This window comes from Salidesulfovibrio brasiliensis JCM 12178 (genome assembly GCF_001311825.1).
Classification (GTDB): domain Bacteria; phylum Desulfobacterota; class Desulfovibrionia; order Desulfovibrionales; family Desulfovibrionaceae; genus Pseudodesulfovibrio; species Pseudodesulfovibrio brasiliensis.
In genome coordinates this window covers 1-16397 of sequence record NZ_BBCB01000073.1, presented here as the reverse complement: position 1 = coordinate 16397, position 16397 = coordinate 1, and the positions used below count along the sequence as shown (strand labels likewise).

Below are 16397 nucleotides of genomic sequence, written 5' to 3'. Positions count from 1 at the left end.
CGAAGCTGGCCCCGCACGCCGCAGCCGTGCGCCGCAACGTGGCCCGGCTGCTCGGGCTGGAGGAATCGTTCGTGAATTTCAAGGCCACAACCGAAGAAAAGCTCGGCTTTACGGGCGAAAAGAAAGGCGTCAAGGCCATTGCCTGTGTCAGCGCCGTGAGGACGGTCTAGATGTCCAGAGCCATCAAGGTTCTCGTGGTCGCCGCGCTGGTGGCGGGTGCACTGTATTTCGGCATCACGTGGTACGTGGACAGCAAGGTGGGCGACGGCATCCGCCGGGCCGCCGAGGCCCGTGGCGCGTCCGTGCGCTGGGACGGGCTTGACGTGGACATCATGGACCGCACGGTCGTCCTGACCGGCGTGCAGGTGCACTGGCGCGAGAATGATTATTATGCCGAGCAGGTGGACTTCCGGAGTCTGGATCACAAGAACAGGCCGCCCCGGTTCGCCCATGTGGTTGTCACCGGCGCGGACGTTCCCGTGACCGCGGAGCTGTTCGACTGGGCCACCCCGGTGCTCGTCGGCATGGATATTACCGATGTTCGCGGTGACATGACCCTTGACTACGCCTTTGACACGGGTGACAACTCCCTGCACGTCAGGCGGTTCGATGCGGACCTTGAGGGAGTCGGGGCCATGACCCTCAGCGCGCGTCTGCACAACGTCGATCCGAATGACCTCGGGGCGGAGCGGCTCGTGGGCCTGCAGTTTGGCAGAACCGCTCTCAGTTTTACGGACGCAGGGCTTTTGGACAGGCTTTCGACCCTGCTGATTCCCGGCCCCGAAGGTGAGCGTCGCCAGCAGTTTGCGGCCACGTTGGCCTTGCTGGCAAAGGGAGCCGAAGCGGGCGGTCAGCCCGAGTCGGCCGATGCGTACGCCGCCCTTGGCCGTTTCGTCCGCGACGGCGGCACGCTGGCCGTGAACGCCACGCCCGATGAGCCGGTGCCGTGGCTGTACATGTACATGGGCAACTCCCCGGACCGCATGATCCGGTTGCTCAACCTGACAATTTCGACGATCCGGTAATACCGAGATCGTCCAATACGATACACGGAGCAGAGCATGAAACTCTACAACACCCTGGCTCGGGAAAAACAGGAATTCACCCCCTTGAACGGCAACGATGTGTCCATGTACGTCTGCGGCATCACCGCCTACGACCTGTGTCACATCGGCCACGCCCGCTCCAGCGTGGTCTTCGACGTGCTGTACCGCTACCTGTTGCACAAGGGCTACGACGTCACGTTCATCCGCAACTTCACGGACATCGATGACAAGATCATCAAGCGCGCCGCCGAAGTGGGACAGGACGCCGGAGAGATAGCCGAGAAGTTCATCGGCGAATTCTACGTGGACATGGACCGCCTCAAGGTCAAACGCGCCACCGTGGAGCCCAAATGCACCGAGCACATCCCGGAGATGATCGTCCTTACGGAAGAACTCATTGAAAAGGGTCACGCCTATGCCGCCGAGAACGGCGACGTCTATTTCCGCGTGCGCTCCTTCGAGGGGTACGGCAAGCTCTCGGGCCGTCAGATCGACGAGCTCGAATCCGGGGCGCGCATCCAGCCGGGCGAGATGAAGGAAGACCCGCTCGACTTCACCCTCTGGAAGGGCGCCAAGCCGGGCGAACCGTCCTGGGATTCCCCGTGGGGCAAGGGCCGCCCGGGCTGGCACCTCGAGTGCTCGGCCATGAGCGAAAAGTACGCCCCCCTGCCGCTGGACATCCACGGCGGCGGGCAGGACCTTTCCTTTCCGCACCACGAGAACGAGATCGCCCAGTCCGAGGCCGCCCGCGGCAAGGACTTCGCCCGCTACTGGGTGCATAACGGCTTCGTGCAGATCAACTCCGAGAAGATGTCCAAGAGCCTCGGGAACTTCTTCACCATCCGCGACATCCTCGCCCAGTTCCTGCCGGAGACGCTGCGCTATTTCCTGCTGACCATGCACTACCGCAGCCCGCTTGATTTCTCCTTTGACGCCATGGAAGAGGCCGAAAAGGGCATCAAGCGCGTCTACACCGCGTTGGAGCAGATCGATCAGGCGCTTGAGCGCGCCAAGTGGAAGAAGTCTCCGTTCCCGGAAGAGCTTCCGGCCGAGCTGGACGCCATCGAGCCAAGTGGGCCGAGGCCATGGAGGATGATCTGAACACCGCTGCCGCGCTGGGCCAGCTCTTCAATGCCGTGCGTCTTGCCGGGCGCATTGCCGAGGACAAAAAGCTGCGCCAGTCCGAAGGTGCCCGCGACCTCTGGGCAAGAATCCGCAAGGACGTGGCAGAGTGGGCAAAGGTCTTCGGCGTGTTCGACGAGAACCCGGCCGAGTTCCTGACCGCCCTGCGCGACAACCGCGCCGCCCGCAAGGAGATTGACCCCTCTGCCGTGCAGACCAAGCTGGACGAGCGCCAGCAGGCCCGCAAGGACAAGGACTTTGCCCGCTCCGACGCCATCCGCGACGAGCTGGCCGACATGGGCGTGGAGGTCAAGGACACCCCGCAGGGTGCCACGTGGGACGTCATCTAGGCGATCCGTAAAACAGACAGTTCAAGGCCGCTTCCTGATGGAGGCGGCCTTTTCTTATGGGCACAATCACGCAGTGAAACACCTCAACAACAGGAGCGGGCCGCCGAGGAGGTGGCGGCCCGTGTCCTGTTGCAATGAGGGGGTAGGAGGGATGAGGATGGCCGATGCGGTCGGCCGTCTCTATTGCGTGACGGCATCAATGGTTCGCCGAGGGCCGTGCAGGGACCGCCTGAGGGGGCGTGGCGGGCCTGCACAAAGCGAGGGGGCACTTGTTGACCCTCGATCGATGCGTCTTGTCGCTGCTTTTCAAAGTTCCCTTCCTGGACCGGTCCATCCGGCATGGACCCGGTCGGAGAGGAGGTGTGTCAGTCTTGCTGTCACAAAAAGGATTGAGTGCAATGCTTTTCTGCCTGAAACCCTTTAAGTCCAGATAAGCATGAGGTGTGCCAAACTCTAAGCAGTTGATTTTATTAGCTGGAGATGCGTGAGGGAAAGTTGAATGTGCAAGGAGTGTCTCTGCACAACTTGCACATTTTGCACAAAAGATCAGCCGAGGAAGGCGTAGCAGATGGCCACGAGGGTGATGCTCAGGGCGCGAAGGCTCTGGTTGACCACGATGAGACGCGCGGCCATGCGGGGCTTGAATATGCCCGCATAGTAAGGGAATTGGTGGCGGAAGGCGCGCATGGGCGAGGAGAGCACGTTGCCGGTCAGAAGAGCCAGCACGACCACATGCACGTCGAGGGCGGCCTCCTGAATGAGCGCACCTGCGGCGGCAAGCCCCACCGTGAACTCCCCTGCCACGTGAAAGGCCACGATGCCGAGGGCTTCGGGCGGCAGCCACGTAAAGAAGGAAACCTTCGTGGCCATGGTCTCCTGCATGGCGTCGAAGAACCCGTAGTGGCGCAGCAGAAAGAAGAGGATGTAGATGGGGACCGTGAACTTGAGGATTCTGGGCAGCCGTTTCTTGAAACGCCGCCAAGTCTTTTGCAGGGCCGAGCCCTTGAGGTCCGGGGCTTCGTCCAGTCGGCAGGGAACGCAGCCGTCCGGCACCGGCGGAAGCATGAACCGACCCATGCACACGATAGCGGCGGTCCGGAGCAGCGCGGCCCCGGCGGTGATGCCCACATAGATGAAAGCGGCCGAACCGATAAACGGCGCGGCGATGAAGAAGATGGTCGGCAGGTGCAGAAAGTAGGTGGGCAGGCTGTTGAAGAGGTTCGAGAGCAGCAGTTCCCGGTCCGAGATGGTCTCTTTTTCATGCGCCTCGGCCAGCATGGTGTTGGCGGTGACGCCGGAAAAGAAGGCCAGTGAAAAGGCGGCGGCGGAAACGTCCTTCAGCCGGGCGCGGCGGGCCAGCGGCTCGGCAATGCGGGCCACGTGTCGCGTCCAGTTCAGCGATTCGATCAGGTTGCCCACGAAAAGGCCTACGCTGATGAAGAAGGTCAGCCGGATCAGCGGCCAGAAAAGCCCCTCCCAGAGGAGGGGCCAAGAGAGTAGCGATTCCATCTAGCGTTTTGCTTTTTTGATTTTCTTGAGCTTGCCCAGTTCTTCCTCGCCCATGTGCAGGGTGTGCTTTTCGGCGGGGAAGTGGCCGTGCCGCACGTCTTCGCAGTAGCGGCGCAGGGTCTCGGTGGAGAGTTCGCCAAGCTCGGCGTAGCGGCGCACGAACTTGGGGGTGAACTTGTCGAACATGCCCAGCACGTCGTGGTAGACGAGGATCTGTCCGTCCGTGACCGGCCCGGCCCCGATGCCGATGGTGGGCACGCTCACGGCTTCCGTGATGAGCTGCGCGGCCTCTTCGGGCACGGCCTCGATGACGATGGCAAACACGCCCGCCTCTTCAAGGGCAAGGGCGTCGTCCAGAAGGGCCTTCACGCCGTCGGCGGTCTTGGCCTGCGCCTTGAAGCCGCCGAAGCGGGCCACGTGCTGCGGAGTCAGCCCGATGTGGCCGAGCACGGGGATTCCGGCGTCCACGATGGCCTTGACCTGCGGCACCACGGTCTGCCCGCCTTCGAGCTTGACCGCCTTGGCCCGGCCTTCGGAGAGAAAACGGCCCGCGTTGGTCAGGGCCTGCTCCACGCTCACGTTGTAGGAAAGAAACGGCATGTCGCCCACGAGCAGGCCGCGTTTGACGCCCCGGCTGGCCGCGCGGGTGTGGTGCAGCATCTCGTCCATGGTCACGGAGAGGGTGTCTTCATGACCGAGAACCACCATGGCCACGGAGTCGCCCACAAGAATGAGGTCCGCGCCGCTCTGGTCGGCGATGAGGCCTGTGCAGTAATCGTATGCAGTGATGCAGGCGATGGGTGTTTCGCCCTTGCGGGCACGGATGCCCGGTGCGGTGACGGGTTTGGCGTCACCGGAGGTCGTGCTGTGAACGCTCATGCATTCTCCTTGGATTGACAGTCTGTTCAGTCGAGGCGGCAGGTGTCGGAGACGAGGCGGTTTCGCCCCTGCCGCTTGGCTGTGTACAGGTGATCGTCCGCGCTTTTCAACCCCTCATGCAGGGAATCGGGGATATTTTTGCACATTCCGATGCTGACTGTCACGGAAATGGTGTGGCCGCAGACGTCGATGTCCATGCTTTCAATGGCCTTGCGCAGCCCTTCGAAGGCCGGTTCCATGGAGTCGCCGGGAGCGTGGTCGGCAAGAACAATGAATTCTTCGCCACCAAAACGCGCGGGGATGGTCTCGCTTTCCGGAACGCCTTGGCGATGAGTTCGGCGATGTGTTGGATGACCATGTCTCCGACGTCGTGCCCGTAGGTGTCGTTCACGTGCTTGAAGTGGTCGATGTCGATCATGGCCAGCGTGAGTTCGGCCCCCCGTGACCTGGCGGCATCCATGAAGGGTTCTGCAGACTCGAAGAACCAGCGGCGGTTGGGGAGCCGGGTCAGGTGGTCCCTGTATGAGAGGTCGCGGATGGTCTGGATGCGTTCAAGCATGTCAAGGGCGTGCACCACGCGACAGTAAAGCTCCTCCGGAAGGTAGGGCTTGTTCAGAAAGTCATTTGCGCCGTGCTTGATGAAGCGGGCCGAGAGCACGTTGTTCCCCAGTGCCGAAAAACCGATGATGCCGAGGCGGTCCTTGTCGTAATCGTTACGGAGCTGACGGGTCAGTTCAAAACCGTCCATGCCCGGCATGTTGTAGTCGGTGAGCACCAGACGGATGTCATCCTCCCGCTTCATGATTTCAAGCGCTTCTTCCGCGCTTGCCGCGCTGAGGACATCGTAACGGTGGGTGCGAAGCATCTTGGATGCGGCGGCCACGGCCGTGGGCGAGTCGTCCACCACCAGGATTCGCGTCTGCGGGTTTGCCTTGAAGCGCCGGATGGTATCCAGCACGGTGGTCATGGCGTCCGGGTGCTGCTTGACAACGTAGTCGGCCACGTTCATGGCGGTGATGCTTTCCCGGGTTTCCGGGTCGAAGGTGGCGGTGAACACGATGACCGGAACCGCAGCCTCAGAGAGGTGGGAGATGAGCTCTCCGGCGGGAGCGTCAGGAAGGGTCAGGCCCGTTAGGGCGGCCACGAATTGATCAGACCCCGACTCGAGCGCCTGAAGCGCCTCGGCCATGGTTTCGACCCAGACCACACTCAGGTCGAGCTCGGATTCTATGCGCTGACGCACCATCTGGCCGAAAAAGCGGCTGTCCTCGACGAGAAGTACGGTATGTCCGTTCATGGCGATCTCTCCTTTTGTTCCCATAGCCTTTTCGGCGGGAAAAGAAAAACCGCCGCATCCTCGGGGATGCGGCGGTCCTTGAATGCTGAGTCGGGAGTTTCCCCTAGACGGTGCCGATGTCCTGCAGCACCCAAATCACGCGGCCAACGGTACGTGCGTCCATTTCGTCGGCCGGGATGGTCAGGTCGGAGTACTGGTCGTTCATGGCTTTGAGCACGAACTCTCCGTTTTGTAAAAAGACCCGGCGGATCATGATGCCCTGATGGGGGAAGTGCACGGCGCAGAGATCGCCATCCGGATGCTGGGTCTGGGCGCGGTCGATGCCGACGTATGCGTCGCGCTGGATCACCGGCTCCATGCTGGCGTTGTCAACCTTCACCACTTGCAGCTTGGGGCGGAAGTAGGTCTCGGGAATTGCCAGTTCCTCGATCGGCTGGGGGTCCCAGTTCTGGGCGGACTTGTCCAGCCCGGCCATGTTGGAAACAGGAGCCACGCGGGAACGTGCATTGTTGCGACCATACGGGGCCGGGGTTTCGCGCAGAACGGTGTCGGCGGGAATCTTGGCCTTGTTCGGGTTCAGGTAGACAGGCTCGGTGCCTTCCGAGAGCCAGTCCGGGGCCAGTCCGTGGCTGCGGTAGAGCTTCAGGAACCACTCCGCAGGAATGGAGCAGCGCCGCTTCGCATCGGAGATACTCGACTGGCGGACGTCGAGGACTTCGGCCAGCTGAACCTGCGTTCTGGCACCGGTGGCCTTTTTGATACGTTCAAGGGCCTCGTCAAACCACTTCTGCTGGCCTTCGTCGCAGCGTTTTTTAGGCTTCGGCATTCGAATCTCGCTTTATTGCTGGTTGGTCGAGTATACCGCATACGCAGAACTCTACGATTATATTCAAACGGAAACCTCCGCGAGATGACCGGAAAGAGACGAATGAGAAGAGGTCGGGAGAAAGTACGGTCATAACTCGGGAGAATCCCCTAGACGATTTAGGGGATAGCCTGATTTTTTTCGTTAGTCAATAACCATTATAGGTACGCGCAATAGCAAACCTCCTGCATCTATCGACCGATAGGCAGCGTCTTCAATTGCTTACCAAGAAAGTATGCTAATCGGAATTATCTGAAAAACTTCAGATAAGGCGTGTCAGGCGTAAGGATAAACCGCGAGCCTTCCTTGAGCGACTGCCTGTAAGCCTTCAGGCTGCGCTGGAATTCGTAAAACTCGGGAGATTTCCCCAGAGCCTCGGCATACGTTTTGGTAGCCAGGGCATCCCCTTCGCCTCGGATGACCTCTGCGGAGCGGTTCGCTTCCGCGAGAAGGATGGTCCGTTCCTTGTCGGCCTTGGCCTTGATCTTGTCGGCGGCCTCCTGACCTTCGGAACGGTACTGCTTGGCCTGACGTTCACGCTCGGCCTTCATGCGACCATAGATTGCGCGCTGGTTCTCGGCGGGCAGGTCGGTGCGCTTGATGCGCACGTCCACCACTTCGATGCCGTAAGGCGCCAGAACCTCGCGGCTGCGCTTGGTCACGTTGTCCATGATTTCGGGACGCTTCTGGGAAACGACCTCAATCAGCGTGTAGCGGCCCAGTGCCACGCGCAACTGGGAACGGATGATATCGTCCAGTCGGGCCTGGGCAGCGGGGATGTTGCGAACGGTACGGTAGAACTGAAGCGGATTCACGATTCGCCACTTGGAGTAGGAATCGATATCCATGTACTTCTTGTCCTGGGTGGTGATTTCTTCTGGCTTGGCGTCGTAGTCGAGGATACGGGCGTCAACGTAGACCACGTTCTGGACCACGGGCAGCTTGAAGTGCAGTCCGGGGCCAAGAGCGTGCGGTGATACGGGTTTCCCCAGTTGCAGGACGATCGCCTTCTGGGTCTGGTCCACGGTAAAGACGCTCTGGCTGAGCACCGCCACCGCGATAAATATCAGGGCCAGGAAGAATATTACTTTCTTTTGCATGTATTACCGGGCCTCGCTTACTGTGTTTTGGCCGGGGCGGTCTTCTTGGGAGACACGCGGTCCAGCGGCAGATAGGGCAGGGATTGCTTGAGCGCTTCGTTCGAGAGGATGACCTTTTCGGCATCCGGAGAGGAGAGCACCTCTTCCATGGTCTCGAGATACAGGCGCTTGCGGGTGATTCCCTCGGCCTTTCGGTATTCCTTGAGCACGGCCAGGAAGCGGGATGCGTCACCCTCGGCCTTTCGGACCGTGGCTTCGCGGTGTGCTTCCGCAGCGTTGATTATCCGTGCGGCCCGGCCTCGCGCCTTGGGCAGGATGTCGTTGCGGTAGGCTTCGGCCTCGTTGATGAAGCGGCTTTTGTCCTCGCGGGCGCTGGCAACGTCCTTGAACGCGTCAACAACGGCGTCCGGCGGATGCACGTTCTGCATCTGCACGTTTTCGATGCGAATGCCGGATTGATAATTGTCGAGGATTTCCTGCATCAGGGTCCGGGTCGCGGCCTGGATTTCCTGCTTGCCGGTGGTCAGGGCGCGGTCGATCCTGCTTCTGCCGATCACTTCGCGCATGGCAGCTTCGGCAGCATTCTTCACCGTGGATTCCTGATCAAAGACGTTGAACAGATAGTTGACCGCGTCCTTGATCTGGTACTGTACGATGAACTGCACGCTGACGATGTTCTCGTCACCAGTGAGCATGAGCGATTCGTTGGGAACGTTGCGCCCCTGCCCCTGCTGGAAACCGCTGCGCGAGGTGTTCAGCGAGCGGAAGCCGAACTCGACGCGGCGGACGCGCTCGACGTTCAGGGTGGTGGCGCTTTCCACCGGATATGGAATGTGATAGTGCGGTCCGGGCGTGGTCATGTCCCGGTATTCACCGAAACGCTTGACGATGCCGACCTCGCCGGGTTCCACTATGTAGACGCCCGATATGAGCCAGAGGCCGAACGCCGCAAGGATGAGCAGTTTCCATCCCGGAAACTTAAAGCGGCGAAGTTTCTCGAACTGTTGGTTGAAGTCATCAAATCCAGGCGGTTTCGAAGGACCACCTTTGCGCCCCTGTTGCTGCTTCTGCAGTTTTTCCCAGTCCCAATTCATAATGAGTCGAAAATAGGCGGAAAGACGAGTATGGTCAAGATGATCCGGAAAATGATTGAGCTTTTGAGGAGCTGGACGTGAAAAAAATAACGGGTGATATCTTTCGGGCCTATGATATACGCGGGGTCGTGGACGTGGACTTCGATGAGGAATGGGTCCACGAACTGGGTCGGGCGTGTGGCCGCTATTTTCGGGAAAACGGCCACAACCGGGCCGTGGTGGGGCACGACTGCCGCCACAGTTCCCCGGCTTATCAGGCCGCGCTGGCCGAAGGGCTCGCCGCCACCGGCATGGATGTCATTGTCCTTGGCCGAGTCCCGACACCGGTCTTTTATTTTGCGGTGGGACACCTCGGGCTGCAGGCCGGGGTCATGATAACCGCGAGCCACAACCCGCCGGAGTTCAACGGTTTCAAGGTCTGGCAGGGGCCGACCACCATCCACTCCGAGGAAGTGCGAAAGCTCTACCACATAATGAAGGAAGGCAAGTTCCCCGAGGGCGGCGGCATGATTTCGCGTCACGACATCCTACCCGCCTATGAGGAGGCACTGCTTTCGCGCTGTACCATCTCCCGCCCCCTCAAGGTGGTGGTGGACGGCGGCAACGGCACCAGTGGCGACATCACCGCCGATATCCTTGAAAAAGCCGGGGTCGAGGTGGTGCGCCAGTATTGTGAGCCGGACGGAGATTTCCCCAACCATCACCCCGATCCGGTTGTCGAAGAGTACGTGGAAGACCTCAAGGCCCGCGTGGTGGCCGAGAAGGCCGATTTCGGCGTAGGCCTCGACGGCGACGGCGACCGCATCGGTGTTGTGGACGAGAAAGGGAATCTGCTCTTCGGCGATCAGCTTTTGGCCATCTACGCCCGCGACCTGCTCAAGGCCTCACCGGGCGAGACCGTGGTGGCGGACGTGAAATGCAGCCACCTGCTTTTTTCCGACATCGAGGCGCACGGCGGCAAGGCGGTCATGTGCATCACCGGCCATTCCATCGTGAAGGCGAGGATGAAGGAGCTCGGCGCGGCGCTTGGCGGCGAGATGAGCGGCCACATGTTTTTCGAAAAAGGCTTTTTCGGCTTTGACGACGCCACCTACGGCGCACTGCTTGTCGCCGGGATCATGAGCCGCTCTGACCGGCCCGTGTCCCGCCAGCTTGAGGACTGGCCCGAGACGCACAACACCCCCGAGATACGCGCGGACTGCCCCGAGTCGGCCAAGTTCGAGGTCGTGCGACGGGCGCAGGAGCACTTCCGCAAGGACTATGACGTTATTGACATGGACGGCGCGCGCGTGGAGTTCGGCGACGGATGGGGGCTTGTGCGGGCTTCCAACACCCAGCCCGCGCTGGTGATGCGCTTTGAAGCCGAGAGCAAGGAGCGGCTGGCGGAGATTCGCGAGACCATGGAAAAGCCCATCCACAGCTGGATCAAGGAGCTCGGCGGCTGACATGCGCCTGTTGTCGTGGAAAGGGATATTTCGTCGCCTGAGGGCGGACATCCTGCGCCGCGGCGTACGGGTGGAGGGTTCCTGCCGCCTGTGCGGCCGGTGCTGCCATAAAATAATCCTTATGGATGAAGGGCACTGGGTCAAGCATGAACGGGATTTCCGCAGGATGTGCGAGGAAAACCCGCAGTACGAGCGGTTCGTCATCAGCGGAGAGTCGGACGAAGGGTTCCTGTTGTTCGATTGTCGCATGCTGGGCGTTGACAATTTGTGCTCGGAGCATGATTCTCGCATGGAACTTTGCAAGCGGTTTCCCACGGAAACCGTCTATTACAGCGGGGGCGACCTGTTGCCGGGATGCGGCTACCGCTATGTGGAATGGCGTTTTCGCGACGCGTACCGGAAGCTCATGGGTATCGCCCCCCCGGACTTTGACACCATTCTCGAAAACGAACTGGGCAGACTGGACGATCGGAAGAAGAATACATGAAGAAATATCTCATCATCGCCGTAGCCGTGCTTGCCGTCGGCGGCGGCCTGTGGTTCTGGCTTGGATCAGGCGGCGCAGACGAAATCAAGATCATCCGCACCGCTGCCGTGGAGCGGGGTGACGTCCGCAAGGTGCTGGAGGCCACAGGCGTCGTGAAAGCGCAGGTCGGGGCCATGGTCAAGGTCGGGGCGCGTTCCACCGGGGAGTTGGTGGAGGTGCGCGTCCGTGTCGGCGATGAAGTCCGGAAGGGTCAACTGCTGGCCGTGGTGGACGACCGCGAACTGGAGGCCAAGATCGCCGAAGCCAAGGCCCGGTTCAGGTTGGCCAAGGCCAAGCATGAATACGCCATGAAAAATCTGCCCCGGCGGGAACGGCTGGTGAAGAAGAATCTGGAGCCGCAGGACACGCTGGATCAGGCCATACAGGACGCCAACGTGGCCCGTTTTGAAATGGAAGCGGCCAAGGCCTCGCTGGAGACTCTGGAGGTGCAGCAGTCCTACACTCGCATTCTCAGCCCCATTGACGGTGTTGTCAGTCAGGTTGCGGCGCAGGAGGGAGAGACCATCGTTTCCGGCCTGAACGTTTCCAACCTCGTGACCGTGCTCGCTCCGGAGCGGCTGGAGATGTGGATTTACGTGGATGAAACCGACGTGGGGCGGGTGGAGCTGGGCCTTCCCGTCGAGTTTACCGTGGACGCCCGGCCGGACCGGATTTTCAACGGCACCATCGACCGCATCTACCCGGAGCCGGAAGTGCGCGACAACATCGTCTACTACCGGGCGCTGGTGGAAGTCGGGCCGGATGAGGCACGCCTGCTTCGCCCGGAGATGACCACCCAGTGTCGCATCATCGTGGAAGTCGCGCGGGACGTACTCTCCATTCCCAACACCGCCCTCAAGTGGGTGGGCGGCAAGCAGCGGGTTTTCCGCGTGACCGGCGAAGAAAAGCCCGAGGAGCTGGAGCCGAAGCTCGGCCTGCAGGGGCTTGAGCGCAGTCAGGTGCTTGAGGGGCTTTCCGAAGGTGACGAGGTGGCCACCCAGCTCGTGCTGCCCGGTCGCAAGAAGGCGGAAAAGGGTATTTAGATGCAGCCTGCCATCAGCTTGAACAACATCACCCGCACCTTCTTTCAGGGCGCGGACGAGGGGCCGGGCATCGAAGTGCTCAAGGGCATCACCCTTGAAATCGGACAGGGCGAATTCGTGGCCCTGCAAGGCACGTCCGGTTCGGGAAAATCCACGCTCCTGCACATCATCGGCCTGTTGGACCGCCCTACGGCAGGAGTCTACAAGCTCATGGACCGGGACGTTTCCGGCCTGGACGATGACGAACAGTCGGATTTTCGCAACAAGACCCTCGGGTTTATCTTTCAGAGTTTCTACCTCATCCCCTATGCCACGGCGCTGGAGAACGTCATCCTGCCCGGCCTGTACTCGGGCAGGGCGCAGGCCGAGCTGCGCGAACGGGCCGAGTACCTGCTGGAGCGTGTCGGGCTGGCGGATCGCATGACCTTTCGCCCGAACCGCCTCTCGGGCGGGCAGCAGCAGCGCGTCGCCATGGCCAGAGCGCTGCTCAACGAGCCGGACGTCATCCTCGCGGATGAACCCACGGGCCAGCTCGACTCCACCACCAGCGGCGAGATCATGAACCTCTTTCACGACGTGCACGAGTCCGGAAAGACCATCGTGCTGGTGACGCACGACGTGGAAGTTGCCGACACCGCCCAGAAGATCATCCACCTCTCCGACGGCCGGGTCGCGTAGGCGCGGCCCGTCGGTCCATCCCTCCGGCTTCTCAGGACAACCTATAGACCATTTGAGTGGTCCCCGCTTGTGTCGGATAGACGAACGTGCTATTCAAACGACAAATTTGTCTCAGGGGGACTTTCCGTAGTGTCATAGTTTGTAACCATTTGAGGAGGAGGGTGCACATGTACCGCATTCAACAGAACGTCTCGTGGGTCGGGGGCGGCATTTTTGCAGCCACGGCCGCGCTGCTCGCGGCAATCTGGTTCTCGCACGGTCCGGGCTGGCTGCTCTGGGGAGGCATCGCGCTTCCGTTCGTGCTCTACGCCCGCTACGCCACCAACCAGTTCTGGGAGGTGGACCCTGCAAGCAGGACCATTTCCAAACCAAGAGCCCTCTTCTTCAGGTCCACGGTGCCGGACAAGAGCATTGCCGTGGAAACGGAAATCAAAAAGGACGACCATGGCGCGCAGTATCTGCTGCACGTCTCCGGCAGCTTCGGCACCATCACCAGAAAGCTTCCCGATTACGAAGCGTATGTGACCATGCTGTACACCAAGATGGCCGGACAGCTCGGGCTGGCGTAGTCGAAATACACTGCGGAACAACGATGAAAAAAAGGCCCCGGCAGCGCTGCCGGGGCCTTTTCGTGTTTTGAAGATTCGTCGAATCAGGGGTTCCTGCGCGAGAAGAGGCTCATGATGATGGCCCCGGCCTGTGCCACGTTCAGGGAGTCAAACTCCCTGCGGAAAGGGATGTTCAGTGTCCGGGTGCAGTGCTTCTGCACGCCGGGACGCACGCCTTTCTCCTCGTTGCCGAGGACCAGCACCGCCGGGGTGTTCAGCTTGGCCTCGAAAACGTCTTCTGCCTCCTGACCGGAACCGCTGGCGTAGATTTCATAGCCGCGCTGGGCGCAGTCCTTGAGCGTCTGGGCGAGGTTGTTGGCCTTGGCCACCGGCAGGTGGTTGATGGCGCCCGCGCTGGATTTCACCGCGCCGGTGCCGAGATATGCCCCGTGATGGCGGCAGACGATCAGCCCGGCCGCGCCCATGGCGTATGCAGTGCGGGCCAGCGCGCCCACGTTGCCGGGGTCCTGCACCTGATCGAGGGCCACCAGCAGCGGCAGCTCGGTCTCTGCAGCCTCGTCCATGAGCTGTTCGATGTCGACGTATTCCAGCGCGGCGACCTGGGCCACCACGCCCTGATGGTTTCCGGAGTAGGCACGGTCAAGCTCCTTGGCGTCCGCGCCCCGGAAGGCGATCTTGTTCTTGCGGCAGAGCTCGACGATTCTGTCCAGCGTCTTGTCGTGCCGTCCCTTGCGGAACATGACGTGATCGACCCGGCCGGGCGAGCTTTCCAGAAGCTCCATGACCGGCTTGGTTCCCACCACGTAATCCTTGCCGCCCCGGGAGGGGCCGCGTTTTCCGTCCTTGTTTCGCATTTCTTCGCCTCGTTGACCTTTTGGGGCCAGAATCGGCCTTCATTCCGGGTAGTCCTTTTCCGCCGCTATTGCAATCGCGCGAAAGGTGGGATAGCACGTACTCTCAAGTGGAATGGTTAATCAAGACCTTTTCTAGACTTCCGGGAAACTCGCCTTTCTGATAAGGTGGGCTCAACGTTGGAGGCTCGATTGAATATTAGTAAATGTTTCCGCGGTCTTCTGGTCGCGCTCTTCGCCCTTGCCTTTATGGCCGGTTGTGCGGAGAAAAAGGCGCCCTCCCCCGAGGACACCGAAGTACCCGCCGTTTTCAGTGAAGCGGACGAGGCGGCGCAACCGCTCGAAGAGGCTGTCGAGGCCACGCCCGAGGTGGATGAATCGACCCTCACCACCACGGAAAAGAGCGTGCTGGACTCAAAGTTCGGCCTGCTTTTCGACCTTGACTACCGTGAGACAAAGGAAGTCAGCCAGTACTTCACATATTTCACGCACAAAAAACGGCGGGTCATGGAGCGCTGGCTCAAGCGCGCCGAGCCCTACCTGCCGTACATCCGCGCGGAACTGACCAAGCGCAACATGCCGCAGGACCTTGCCATGCTGCCCTTTGCCGAATCCGGATACAACCCCTATGCCTATTCATGGGCAGGCGCGGGCGGCATGTGGCAGTTCATCCGTGGCACCGGCCGCAAATACGGCCTGCGCATCGACTGGTGGATAGACGAACGCCGTGACCCCTACAAGGCCACCCACGCCGCGCTCGACTACCTGCAGGATCTCCATGAACGCTTCGGCGACTGGTATCTGGCCCTTGCCGCCTACAACGCCGGGGAAGGCAAGATTTCCCGCGCGCTGCGCAAGACCAACAGCGACGACTTCTTCAAGCTCTGCGCCAACAACCGCAAGCTGAAATATCGCTACCGCCTGCGCAAGGAGACCCGCCACTACGTCCCGAAATTCATCGCCCTTTCCAAGATATTCCAGAACCTTGACACCCTCGGTTTCGAGCCGGTCCGCTGGGATCAGGCCCACAAGATCACTCCGGTCGAGGTGCCGGGCGGCACCGACCTGCTCGCTCTGGCCAAGGCTGGCGGCATGACCTGGAAGGAATTCCGTCACCTGAACCCGGCCTTCCGCCGTCAGGTGAGCCCGCCGCACTGGACCACCACCGCCTATCTGCCGGTGGAGAATGCGCCCAAGATGATGGCCTACCTGAACGATCCGTCTTCCAAACCGTATGCAGGATACGTGGCCTACCGCGTCCGCCGGGGCGACTCCTGGTGGAAGATATCCCGCAGGTTCGGGGTCCCCATCTCCGTCCTGAAAAAGGTGAACAACACCCGCTCCAATACGCTGAGCATCCGGCAGACCGTCATGGTTCCCGGACGTGGCGGCAGCCGCTCGGTGCCCTCGGCAACCGCCAGCAGCCGAAAGGCTCCAAGACCCGCCGTATCGCCAGCTCCAAAGGCACCTACGTCGTGCGCCGGGGCGATACCCTCTGGTCCATCGCCCGCCGTTTCCGCGTCAGCCTGAGCACGCTCCAGAGCGCCAATGGCATCAACAATTCGCGCATGATCAAGCCCGGCATGCGGCTGGACATCCCGGACGGCAGCGCCAGCGCGGCCAAGAAGGCCAAAAAAGGTGCCGACAAGGTTCGCGCCAAGCTGGTCAAGTATCGCGTGCGCCGCGGCGACAACCTCTACACCATCGCCCGCCGCTTCGGTGTGACGGTTTCCGAGCTCAGGCAGTGGAACAGCCTGAACCGAAAGGGAACCATCTACCCGAATCAGCACCTCAAGGTTTACGTGCGCTAGCAGTATCTGAATAAGAAGAGAAAAGGCGGCATCCCACAAGGATGTCGCCTTTTTTTGCCTCCGGCGGCCTTTCGGGGAGCAGGGCTCTGCCCTGCACCCGGCAAAGGGGATAATCCCCTCTGCACTCCCTGATTTGAAGGCGTTTGTATCAAACGGAAGCATTGTGGAACCGGACAATTGCGCCGAAGGCGAGCCAAAAAGCTTTGGAGTTC

General features: G+C 61.0%; 17 protein-coding genes and 1 pseudogene. 10 read left to right on the top strand and 8 right to left on the bottom strand.

All coding sequences use genetic code 11. The features are described from left to right. From JCM12178_RS17945 to cysS, 3 genes and pseudogenes are all read left to right on the top strand, one after another. A partial coding sequence (locus JCM12178_RS17945) for a 2-C-methyl-D-erythritol 2,4-cyclodiphosphate synthase (protein ID WP_172677150.1) occupies positions 1-170 on the top strand: 170 nt, incomplete at its 5' end. After that, a complete protein-coding gene (locus JCM12178_RS13970) occupies positions 171-1025 on the top strand; it encodes an aq_1923 C-terminal domain (protein WP_054652196.1) in 855 nt (284 codons plus the stop codon). It begins immediately after the preceding gene. Between the two features lie 36 nt (positions 1026-1061). Continuing rightward, positions 1062-2518, top strand: a pseudogene (cysS, locus tag JCM12178_RS13965) (cysteine--tRNA ligase). A gap of 546 nt (positions 2519-3064) precedes the next feature. On the opposite strand, the gene JCM12178_RS13960 reads toward cysS, so the two are convergent. From JCM12178_RS13960 to hflK, 7 genes are all read right to left on the bottom strand, one after another. Next, positions 3065-4027, bottom strand: coding sequence for a hypothetical protein (locus tag JCM12178_RS13960; protein WP_054652194.1), 963 nt, complete (start codon positions 4025-4027; stop codon positions 3065-3067). Then, positions 4028-4906 (bottom strand): 3-methyl-2-oxobutanoate hydroxymethyltransferase, encoded by an 879-nt coding sequence (gene panB / locus JCM12178_RS13955; RefSeq protein WP_054652192.1) that lies wholly within the window; start codon positions 4904-4906, stop codon positions 4028-4030. A 26-nt stretch (positions 4907-4932) separates the two neighbouring features. Continuing rightward, complete coding sequence (locus tag JCM12178_RS20350; RefSeq protein ID WP_250635946.1) at positions 4933-5178, bottom strand: GGDEF domain-containing protein; 246 nt, start codon at positions 5176-5178, stop codon at positions 4933-4935. Next, a complete protein-coding gene (locus JCM12178_RS13950; RefSeq protein ID WP_054652190.1) occupies positions 5067-6203 on the bottom strand; it encodes a response regulator in 1137 nt (378 codons plus the stop codon). The genes JCM12178_RS20350 and JCM12178_RS13950 overlap by 112 nt, the downstream gene beginning before the upstream one ends. Before the next feature lie 103 nt (positions 6204-6306). Further along, the gene (locus JCM12178_RS13945; RefSeq protein ID WP_054652188.1) at positions 6307-7029 is read right to left on the bottom strand and encodes a LexA family transcriptional regulator; all 723 of its coding nucleotides are present in this window, start codon (positions 7027-7029) and stop codon (positions 6307-6309) included. 287 nt (positions 7030-7316) lie between these two features. After that, positions 7317-8168 (bottom strand): protease modulator HflC, encoded by an 852-nt coding sequence (gene hflC / locus JCM12178_RS13940; RefSeq protein ID WP_054652186.1) that lies wholly within the window; start codon positions 8166-8168, stop codon positions 7317-7319. Positions 8169-8185: 17 nt separating this feature from the next. Next, positions 8186-9262, bottom strand: coding sequence for an FtsH protease activity modulator HflK (gene hflK, locus JCM12178_RS13935; RefSeq protein WP_054652184.1), 1077 nt, complete (start codon positions 9260-9262; stop codon positions 8186-8188). Positions 9263-9339: 77 nt separating this feature from the next. Between hflK and JCM12178_RS13930 the strand changes: the two genes are divergently transcribed. From JCM12178_RS13930 to JCM12178_RS13910, 5 genes are all read left to right on the top strand, one after another. Then, on the top strand, positions 9340-10707 hold the full coding sequence (locus JCM12178_RS13930; protein WP_054652182.1) for a phosphomannomutase/phosphoglucomutase: 1368 nt from the start codon (positions 9340-9342) through the stop codon (positions 10705-10707). Position 10708: 1 nt separating this feature from the next. After that, positions 10709-11194 (top strand): hypothetical protein, encoded by a 486-nt coding sequence (locus JCM12178_RS13925; protein ID WP_054652181.1) that lies wholly within the window; start codon positions 10709-10711, stop codon positions 11192-11194. Beyond that, positions 11191-12276 (top strand): efflux RND transporter periplasmic adaptor subunit, encoded by a 1086-nt coding sequence (locus tag JCM12178_RS13920; RefSeq protein WP_054652179.1) that lies wholly within the window; start codon positions 11191-11193, stop codon positions 12274-12276. The genes JCM12178_RS13925 and JCM12178_RS13920 overlap by 4 nt, the downstream gene beginning before the upstream one ends. Then, complete coding sequence (locus JCM12178_RS13915; protein ID WP_054652177.1) at positions 12277-12954, top strand: ABC transporter ATP-binding protein; 678 nt, start codon at positions 12277-12279, stop codon at positions 12952-12954. Positions 12955-13121: 167 nt separating this feature from the next. Further along, entirely contained in the window at positions 13122-13523 is a 402-nt protein-coding gene (locus tag JCM12178_RS13910; protein WP_054652175.1) for a hypothetical protein, read from the top strand. An 83-nt stretch (positions 13524-13606) separates the two neighbouring features. Here JCM12178_RS13910 and rlmB read toward each other — a convergent pair whose 3' ends face one another. Beyond that, positions 13607-14377 carry a 23S rRNA (guanosine(2251)-2'-O)-methyltransferase RlmB gene (gene rlmB / locus JCM12178_RS13905; protein WP_054652174.1) on the bottom strand — a complete coding sequence of 257 codons (771 nt, stop codon included), beginning with the start codon at positions 14375-14377 and terminating at the stop codon, positions 13607-13609. 189 nt (positions 14378-14566) lie between these two features. Between rlmB and JCM12178_RS13900 the strand changes: the two genes are divergently transcribed. Together JCM12178_RS13900 and JCM12178_RS19945 are read left to right on the top strand one after the other, a co-directional pair. Continuing rightward, the gene (locus JCM12178_RS13900) at positions 14567-15904 is read left to right on the top strand and encodes a lytic transglycosylase domain-containing protein (protein WP_245628792.1); all 1338 of its coding nucleotides are present in this window, start codon (positions 14567-14569) and stop codon (positions 15902-15904) included. Beyond that, the gene (locus JCM12178_RS19945) at positions 15850-16185 is read left to right on the top strand and encodes a LysM peptidoglycan-binding domain-containing protein (RefSeq protein ID WP_245628791.1); all 336 of its coding nucleotides are present in this window, start codon (positions 15850-15852) and stop codon (positions 16183-16185) included. The genes JCM12178_RS13900 and JCM12178_RS19945 overlap by 55 nt, the downstream gene beginning before the upstream one ends. Positions 16186-16397 lie beyond the last annotated feature (212 nt).